This window comes from Pseudoalteromonas sp. SWYJZ12 (genome assembly GCF_015864395.1).
Lineage (GTDB): Bacteria > Pseudomonadota > Gammaproteobacteria > Enterobacterales > Alteromonadaceae > Pseudoalteromonas > Pseudoalteromonas arctica.
On the sequence record NZ_JADYXH010000021.1, the window covers coordinates 59,543 to 68,737 of the forward strand.

The window sequence follows — 9,195 nt, forward strand, 5'->3', positions numbered from 1 at the left end:
AATATAGAATGGGAAAAGTTGGCTTATTAGTAATGTTATCGTTTGTTTTTTTGTCGACAACAGCATCTGCTTCACCACTTATAAAGCAATGGGCTGGAACTGGTATGGATGCAGATAAATACTTTTGTGAATATGGTGATGGTGAAGTAAAGGTTATATACGGTAATCAAAATTGCCCATCATCAAACTAGTTTAAGATATCAAATATCAACCGCAGCGTCGCTGCGGTTTTTTGTTACAATGCCTGCAAAGCAATTTAGGGTAAATAGCTGTGCTGCCTGTTCAAGACATATATCAACAACTCGTTACTACATTACAAAGTAATCCTATTACGTTATTACAAGCGCCGCCTGGTGCGGGTAAATCTACGTGGTTGCCGCTGCAACTAATGCGCGATGGGCATTTTAAACGTATTGTAATGCTAGAGCCTCGCCGTTTAGCTGCTCGTAATATTGCCAGCTACCTAGCAAAGTGCCAAAACGAAAGTGTTGGGCAAAGTGTGGGCTTGCGGATTAGGGGTGAGAGTAAAGTAAGTGCTAATACGCGCCTCGAAATAGTCACCGAAGGCATGCTAACGCGCATGCTGCAAAACGACCCCGAATTAAGCGATATTGATTTACTGATATTTGATGAATTTCATGAGCGTTCAATTGCAGCCGATACCTCACTTGCCTTTGCGCTCGAGACCCAAAGTGCGCTGCGTGAAGATTTAACCATTATGCTTATGTCGGCAACTCTTGATACTGAGCGTTATACAGCGTTTTTTGACTGCCCTGTAATTCAATCAAGCGGTCGCAGCTACCCAATAGACGAAGTATACATACCCATAAAAGATGAAAGCCGTTGGCTTGATGCAATTCCTACCATAATAAAACAAGCACTTAATGAGCAAACAGGTAGCGCATTGGTATTTTTACCTGGGCAATTTGAAATACTACGCGTGCAGCAAGCACTGAGCGATTTACCCAGTAACTGCATAGTAGCAACGCTATTTGGCGAGCAAGATAAAGCTAATCAGCAAGCTGCTATTGCTCCTGCACCAAACGGTATGCGCAAAGTAGTGCTTACCACCAATGTAGCCGAAACCAGTTTAACTATTGAAGGCATACGCATTGTAATTGACAGCGGCAAGCGCCGTGCAGCGACCTTTAATTTAAAAACAGGGGTCACAGAGCTCACAACACAAAGCATATCGCGCTCGTCTGCTGTGCAGCGAGCAGGACGTGCAGGGCGAATAGAGCCGGGCATTGTTTATCGAATTGGCTCAAAGCAAACCTTTGAGCGACGTAATAGCCACGACAATCCCGAAATACTCACATCAGACATAAGCCAACTTATGCTTGAGGCAAAGCAGTGGGGAGCCAGTATTGATGAGCTAACCCTACTTGATAAGCCTACTGAGCAACAATGCGAGCAAGCAAGTAACCTGCTCAACATGCTAGAAGCTATTGATAGCAAGGGTAAGCTCACACCGCTTGGCAGTAAAATGTTAGGTTTTGGTGCTGATATTCGTTTGGCGCATATGCTACTAAAAGCACAAATACTTGATGACCAACTCCCTGGTATTTTTAGGCTCGCTATTTATTTAGTGGCATTACTTGAGAGCCGAGTAAACAGTGCAAACGAGTTGAGTTTAGCGTTGCATAGCCAACAGCAACGTCCGCATCCGGTATTTAAACAGCAGTTAAAATATTGGCAAAGCCGCTTAAAAGTAAAAGACGAAAACAGCGAATTAAATACGCATTATATTAGTTTGCTAGTGGCATTGGCATACCCAGATCGTATTGCTAAAAAACGTGGTAATGGTTATTTACTTGCCAATGGTGCAGGTGCTGAGTTAAATGCCGATTACTGGCACAACGACGATTACTTAGCTATAGCAACCATGGGCGGGCACAAAGGAGGGCGTATATTTGCAGCCACCGCGCTTAACCCATTTGAGTTACAAGAATTTTTACCGCATTTATTTAGTGAACTTACTCGCTGTGAGTTTGACGAAAAATCAGCACGTTTTATTCATCAAGATGAAGTAAAGCTCGGGGCTATAACGCTCAGCAGCCAGCCTAGTAAACAAAAACTAGATAAGAGCGAGCGCGCTAAAGCGTGGCTAAACTTATTTGCTAAACACGGTTTTGCATTATTTAACGAGCAACCTGATGCGCAGCAATTGCTGATACGTATGAGTCTAGCAAGTAAGTTATTACCCGATAAATTTCCAAAAACAAATGAGCAACAACTCATTCAAAATGCAGCGCAGTGGCTAAGCGTGTTTTTAGAAGATATTAAAACGCTCACGCAGCTTAAAAAGTTTAACTACTTTGAAGCATTACAAAACTGTTTTGATTGGCAACAACAAACCGCTTTAAAAGCACTGTTACCACTGCGCTTAACGGTGCCAAGTGGCTCAAATATAAAAATAGAATACCAGCTTGATGGCCCCGCAAAGCTAAGCGTGCGTATGCAAGAAGTTTATGGCTTGACCAGTACGCCTATGCTTGCCAACGGTAAACTGCCACTGCTTATGGAGCTGCTATCGCCAGGTAAACGCTCATTGCAACTTACTCAAGATTTAGCCCACTTTTGGGCTAGCAGTTACCGCGATGTGCAAAAGGAAATGAAAGGTCGCTACCCTAAACATTTTTGGCCAGACGACCCCGCCAACAGCGTTGCAACAAATAGAGTAAAGAGCAAAATGTAGGTGTTAGTACTTAAAACTATTTGTTTTATTGTTGAACATATTAATATAGTGTTCCTATAAATGAATCAATATTTTTAACTACAGGGAATAAGTGATGAAGCTACTTTTAACGTTAGGTTTGGCTCTAGTAACTGCTTTTTCTGCTTATGCTGAAAAGCCACTCGACTTAAATGCGTTTGCGCAGCAGTACTATAAAACAATGACCGCCACACAAGCACCTAACGCAGGTGCTAAAGAGCTTGAGGCTTACCTTGCATTGTTAACCGATGATATTGGCAATCAGCATATTCCGTATCAACCGGATGACTCACGTACTCCAGATGGTAAAAAGCAGATGCGCAAAGGTATGAGTTTTTACTTAGGTGCGCACACATTGTTTGAAAGCACACTGCTTAATACATTTGTGTTTAACGATACAGGCTTTGCTATTCGTTATAAAAACTATGTGAAAGGTATTCATCCGCAAAATCAGCAACCAATAGAATATACATCAGTAATGATGGAAGTAATCGAAATTGAAAACGGCAAAGTGGCGATGATCCGCAAGTACCACGAATAACTAATAAAGCCAATAAAGATATATTTATGAAACATTTACTGATCGCATTATCAATATTGATGTTTAGTGCGTTCGCCAAGAAAAATGGCTCCATACCTTGTTATTATTGGATTTAAACTTCTTTTCCGCCATGCTTTTCTGCTAGGTCGTCGAGCTCGGCTGAGGTGTAATCAAAACCACTTTCGTCGTATTCGTATGTCACTTTTACACTATCGCCGCCATTAAAAAGTCGTGTTTTTACATCGTTAACCGGCCAGTCTTTCAGCTCGTGTAAAAACCGGTTAGCAACTTGTGAAGATTCAAAACAATAGCGAATTTCTGTTTTCATAAATAATAAAGCTCTGGCTGTTTACCCCTGCAGCTAGTGCATTATTAATGGGGCGTTCATGATTCGGTTACAAAAAATAAAGAGTTAAATTGTAAATTTTGTGTTTCAATAAATGCATCAAACTCGGTACACACTAACGTACTTTAATTAACAAATGATGACGACTTTACATGCATTATAAATTTGCTCTGATCGCAAGCACTGTTTTTATACTAAGCGCTTGCGGTGGTTCAGGCTCAGATGATACGCCAACCGTTAACGGAAATAAAATCCCCATTTTGTCAGTCGCTGATATTCCTAGTGAATTAAGTAAGGGCCAAACAATTGAGCTAACAGCAACAGCCAGTGATAAAGACGGCACTATTACATCGGTTGTATGGCAACAAACGCAAGGGCCTGAACTAATTAGCGGGCCTTTAGAGGCAGTAACCACCTCAGTAACACTGCTAAATGCGCAAAGTTATAAGCCTGTTAATTACGCTTTTTCGGTCACAGCAACCGACAATGAAGGAGCAAGCAGTGTAAAAACGCTGAGCTTTATAGCGCGCAATAATATGGATGAGATTAGCGCCGCACGGTTACTACACCAAGCAACAATGGGGCCTAAGCTTAGTGAAATACAAAACGCACAAGGTTTAAGCGAGCAGCAATGGCTTGATAAACAAATAGCGCTACCTATTAATTATCACCGTGATTATTTAGTAAAGCTAAATGACGATGACGACTTTAAATACATAAGCCGCATAGATGCATGGTGGAAAGCAGTAATGCAAAGTGACGATCAACTCCGTCAACGTGTTGCATTTGCGTTAAGTGAAATATTAGTGGTGTCGGATGAGAACAGTGCCTTAAGAGGGCAACCTGAGGGCATGATCACTTATTACGATTTATTACTAAAGCATGCCTTTGGTAATTATCGTGACTTACTCGAAGATGTGACGCTTTCGCCTATTATGGGGACTTACTTAAGCCATTTGGGTAACGAAAAAGCAGACGATACACTTAATATTCGCCCAGACGAAAATTACGCACGTGAAGTAATGCAGTTATTTACTATTGGCCTTGAAGAACTAAATCTAGATGGCAGCGCCAAGCTTGATGCACAAGGTAATACCATTGCCACTTACGGACAGGTAGAAATAGAGGGTTTTGCACGCGTATTTACAGGTTGGACGTTTGCCGATAGTGAAACATTTAAGCGTAAAAGTCGTGACTATATTAAGCCAATGGAAGCATTTGACGAGTACCACTCTAGTAAACAAAAAACCTTACTAAACGGTGAGGTTATACCACAAGGTTATGCAGCAGAAGAGTCATTGCAAATAGCCCTCGATAACTTATTTAACCATCAAAATGTTGCGCCGTTTATTAGCAAACAGCTTATTCAGCGATTAATTACGTCAAATCCAACCCCCCAATACGTTGAGCGAGTAGCTAATGTATTTATTGATAATGGCGCCGGTGTACGCGGCGATTTAGCGGCGGTAGTAAAGGCTATATATTTAGATGATGAAGCGCGGCATTTTGGCTCAGTGCTTAATTACCAAGGTAAAATTAAAGAGCCTATTTTAAAAACTGTACAGTTTTGGCGAAATCTCGATGCTAAATCGCCAGCGGGTTATTATAAAACATGGAATTTAATAAATAGCTACGGACAAGGACCCATGCAATCGGCTTCGGTATTTAACTTTTTTAGGCCTGATTATCAAACCGCAGCTTTGCGAAATGAAGGTATTGTTGCGCCAGAATTACAAATAGCAAACGACGCAACACTGATTGGTACCATGAACGCGCTTTACGCAAGTTTAGTTTGGAGTACCGCAGAAGCGCGCAGCGATTTAAATTCAAATAGTATTTATATTTATGTTCAAGACGACATGAATGTTTTAGAGAAAAACGGTGTTAGCGCGCTATTAGCTCAGTACAACACGTTATATTTTGCAGGTGCAATGAGCAGTGACACGCGCCAAGCGTTACTTGATTTAGATGCCTATTTCAATGAAGAGCAATACCGTGAACGGGTTTCGTATTTATTATATATGATTGCTATTTCACCTGAATTTAACGTGCAGTATTAGGAGCGCATAATGAGCATTAATAGAAGAGAGTTTTTGTCGTTATGTGTAAAAGGCAGTGTATCGGCTGCCGCGTTAACGAGCCTGCAATTACAAGCATTAACTGGAGCGACTAATGCAGTTGAGCTAGGAGATTACAAAGCATTAGTGTGTGTGTATTTATATGGAGGGAATGATTCGTTAAATATGCTAGTTCCGCTTGAAGGCGAACAACGTAGTGTTTACGAGAAAAGTAGGCAGAACCTGGCTGTAGAGAGCCCACTTGAGTTAAGTATTAAAAGCCAGTTTGCCGGTGGAGTCGGTATTCATCCCTCACTTGAACCTATACAAAATGTGTTTGAATCTCAAAATTTAGCATTTATAGGTGGGGTAGGTACTTTACTCGCTCCCACAACATTGAGTGACTATAAAAATAAAACAATAGGTTTGCCTAAGCATTTGTTTTCGCATAACGATCAGCAAGCTGCATGGATGTATGGTCGAGAAAAACAATCACTTAATAGCGGGTGGGGCGCACGACTTTTAGAACGTTTAGAGCTACAAGATGAGTTTGCAGCTAATGTATCACTCGACGGTACTAATTTATGGCAAACGGGAAGTGCTAGCAATGCATTTGCACTTAACAAAAGTGGCATTAGTAGTATTAACGCGTTTGGAGGGTATCAACCTCGTAGCGAGCACGTAACTTCTATTATGAACCGCTTACTAGGCAATACGAGCCATCCGTTAAGTACAGCTTATGCCAATGGCTTAACAAGTGCGATAAATAACACTCAAGCAATGAACAGCGCGTTAGAAAGCGCGCCTGCACTTATTACCCCATTTAGCGATAATAGTCTTAGTGAGCAATTTGCAGCAGTAGCTAAAACAATTAGCGTACAGGCAAAATTGAGCACTCAGCGCCAAGTGTTTTTTGTTTCTATGGGGGGGTATGATACGCACGATAACCAATTAACAACGCACCCTGCTTTATTAAATACGTTAGCTCAAGGGTTAAGTGAATTTGATAGCGCGATGAAAGAGCTTGATATGGCAGATAAAGTGACTGCGTTTACTATGTCTGATTTTGGTCGCACGTTGACCTCAAATGGCGATGGCACTGACCATGGTTGGGCAGGAAACCAAATAGTAATGGGCGGCGCAGTAAAAGGCGGCAATATATATGGCGAGCTACTAACTCAACATTTGGATGGCCCACAAGATACCGGTGGCGGGCGTTTAATTCCAAGTGTTGCAAATGAGCAGTACTTTGCCACATTGGCTCAGTGGTTTGGTGTGCCAAGCTCTGAGCTTGTTGATATTTTTCCAAACTTGAGTAACTTTGATCACACAACATTGGACTTTTTTGTGTAATTAGTCGCTAATAGTAATCTAAAAGCACTTATTAGTAGTATAAGCTACTGGTTAATAGTGCTTATCTGTTTTAATAATAAAAATCACACACAATATAGGAATCATAAAATGAAAGTTTTAGTGAGCTTAGTTAGTTTAATCGCTTTTTTACTCGTCATACTGCCAGGGCCTTTGTATAAATTTGGTATTGTAGAATTAGGTGTTGCGTTTACGGGGTTTAAATTTGGCGTTTATGCTGGTGGCGCTGCATTGGTGCTACTTATAGTACAAGCGTTATTTATGCGTAAAACGTTAACGCTAAGCAGTGGTGTTATTGCACTTGTATTTTCGGTTGTGGCTATTGCTATGCCACTTAATATGATGAACAAGGCTGAAGGTGTACCGGCAATTCATGACATTTCAACTGATTTAGTTAATCCACCAAAATTTGTAGCAATTGCACCACTGCGTGCAAATGCATCTAACCCAGTAGAATACGCGGGTGAAGAAACGGCAGTACAGCAACGCAAAGCATACCCGGAGCTGGTAACGTTAAGCTTTGCAGAATCTAAAGCCGATTTGATGACAGCAAGCGAACAAGCAGTTAAAAATCTTGGCTTTGCATTGGTAAGTGCAAATACGGCTACAGGTATTGTGGAAGCTACCGATACAACAACGTGGTTTGGTTTTAAAGACGATGTGGTAATTCGTATTAAAGATGAAGGCAGCCAACGTTTTGTTGATATTCGTAGTAAGTCGCGAGTAGGGCGTAGTGATTTAGGAAAAAATGCAGAGCGCATTCATTCAATTATTAATGAATTAAACAGCTTACTTGCAAAATAATTAAATTTAGCGCCCTAGTCCTAACGATTAAGCCCAAACACTGTTTGGGCTTTTTTTGTGCCTATTTTATATTGTCAGGTTCTATTCACAGGCTATGTACTATGCTGTTGATGATTTAAATTTTTAACCACTATGGAGTTATTATGAAAACAGTAGGATATGCAGCAAAAAGCCAAGGTTCTGAATTGACAGAGTTTTCTTTTGAGCGCCGCGATTTACGAAATAACGATGTAGAAATTGAAATTTTATACTGTGGTGTGTGCCATTCAGATTTACACGCCGTACGAAATGATTGGGGTGGCAGTGACTACCCATTAGTACCTGGGCATGAAATTGTTGGTAAAGTTATGTCGGTAGGTAGCGACGTTAAAAAATACAAGCAAGGCGACACGGTTGCTGTTGGTTGTATGGTTGATTCGTGCCAAAGCTGCGATCAATGTGATAACGATGAAGAGCAATTTTGCCGCGAAGGTATGATTGGTACTTACGCAGGCAAAGACCGCATTAGTGGTGAAATGACCCAAGGTGGGTATTCTAAACATGTTGTTGTACGCGAAGAATTCGTACTTTCCGTACCAGAAAATTTAGACCTTTCTCGCGTAGCACCGCTACTTTGTGCAGGTATTACTACTTACTCGCCACTTCATAAATGGGGCGTAAAAAAAGGTAGCCGTGTTGGTGTTGTTGGTCTAGGCGGACTTGGCCATATGGCCGTTAAAAATGCAGTTGCAATGGGCGCAAGCGTTACGGTAATTGGCCGTAGTGAGTCTAAAAAAGATGATGCGGTTAAATTGGGTGCTCAGCATTACTTAGTGTCATCTAATGATGACGAAATGAAAGACTCGCAATCTGCCTTTGACGTCATTATAGATACGGTACCTGTAAAACATGATTTATCTATTTACACACCACTACTTGATGTAGATGGTACTTTAGTTATTGTAGGCCAAGTTGGTCCTGTAGATGAGCTAAGCACGGTGCCATTATTAATGGGTCGCCGTCGTATTGCAGGCTCACTTATTGGTGGTATTGCACAGACGCAACAAATGCTCGACTTTTGTGGTGAAAATAACGTGCTACCTGAGTGCGAAATGATCAACATAGACGAAATTAACACAGCATACGAGCGTATGGAAAAGTCTGACGTACGATACCGCTTTGTTATTGATATGGCATCGCTAAACGCTTAATTTACTTGGTAAATTAAAAATAAAAGAGCCGCTAATTAGCTGTCTCTTGATCACAAGTCTGACTCAAGAGATTTTGCTAAATCGTAGCCTTCCAGGATGGCTTGTAACTTAAGCCATCCTTGCCATAACACTTTCACAGATGCACGCCCTGTGCGCTTGGTATCTTTCCA

General features: G+C 41.2%; 8 protein-coding genes. 7 read left to right on the top strand and 1 reads right to left on the bottom strand.

The window, feature by feature from the left end:
- Positions 1-8 precede the first annotated feature (8 nt).
- The 3 genes from I6F42_RS17295 (at position 9) to I6F42_RS17305 (ending at position 3,257) form a co-directional block, all read left to right on the top strand.
- Positions 9-191 carry a hypothetical protein gene (locus I6F42_RS17295; protein ID WP_197152910.1) on the top strand — a complete coding sequence of 61 codons (183 nt, stop codon included), beginning with the start codon at positions 9-11 and terminating at the stop codon, positions 189-191.
- Between the two features lie 80 nt (positions 192-271).
- Positions 272-2,698: an ATP-dependent helicase HrpB gene (gene hrpB, locus I6F42_RS17300; protein ID WP_197152911.1), complete on the top strand. Its 2,427-nt coding sequence runs from the start codon at positions 272-274 to the stop codon at positions 2,696-2,698.
- Between the two features lie 94 nt (positions 2,699-2,792).
- Positions 2,793-3,257 (top strand): nuclear transport factor 2 family protein, encoded by a 465-nt coding sequence (locus I6F42_RS17305; protein ID WP_197152912.1) that lies wholly within the window; start codon positions 2,793-2,795, stop codon positions 3,255-3,257.
- Positions 3,258-3,369: 112 nt separating this feature from the next.
- On the opposite strand, the gene I6F42_RS17310 is transcribed toward I6F42_RS17305, so the two are convergent.
- The gene (locus I6F42_RS17310) at positions 3,370-3,585 is read right to left on the bottom strand and encodes a hypothetical protein (protein ID WP_010555169.1); all 216 of its coding nucleotides are present in this window, start codon (positions 3,583-3,585) and stop codon (positions 3,370-3,372) included.
- A 170-nt stretch (positions 3,586-3,755) separates the two neighbouring features.
- Here I6F42_RS17310 and I6F42_RS17315 point away from each other — a divergent pair, with 170 nt between their 5' ends.
- The 4 genes from I6F42_RS17315 (at position 3,756) to I6F42_RS17330 (ending at position 9,025) form a co-directional block, all read left to right on the top strand.
- Positions 3,756-5,663, top strand: a complete 1,908-nt coding sequence (locus I6F42_RS17315; protein WP_197152913.1) for a DUF1800 family protein — start codon at positions 3,756-3,758, stop codon at positions 5,661-5,663.
- A gap of 9 nt (positions 5,664-5,672) precedes the next feature.
- Positions 5,673-7,013 carry a DUF1501 domain-containing protein gene (locus I6F42_RS17320; RefSeq protein ID WP_166378712.1) on the top strand — a complete coding sequence of 447 codons (1,341 nt, stop codon included), beginning with the start codon at positions 5,673-5,675 and terminating at the stop codon, positions 7,011-7,013.
- 108 nt (positions 7,014-7,121) lie between these two features.
- Positions 7,122-7,835 carry a DUF1499 domain-containing protein gene (locus tag I6F42_RS17325; protein ID WP_197152914.1) on the top strand — a complete coding sequence of 238 codons (714 nt, stop codon included), beginning with the start codon at positions 7,122-7,124 and terminating at the stop codon, positions 7,833-7,835.
- Positions 7,836-7,978: 143 nt separating this feature from the next.
- The gene (locus I6F42_RS17330) at positions 7,979-9,025 is read left to right on the top strand and encodes an NAD(P)-dependent alcohol dehydrogenase (protein WP_007581239.1); all 1,047 of its coding nucleotides are present in this window, start codon (positions 7,979-7,981) and stop codon (positions 9,023-9,025) included.
- The last annotated feature ends 170 nt before the right edge of the window (positions 9,026-9,195 follow it).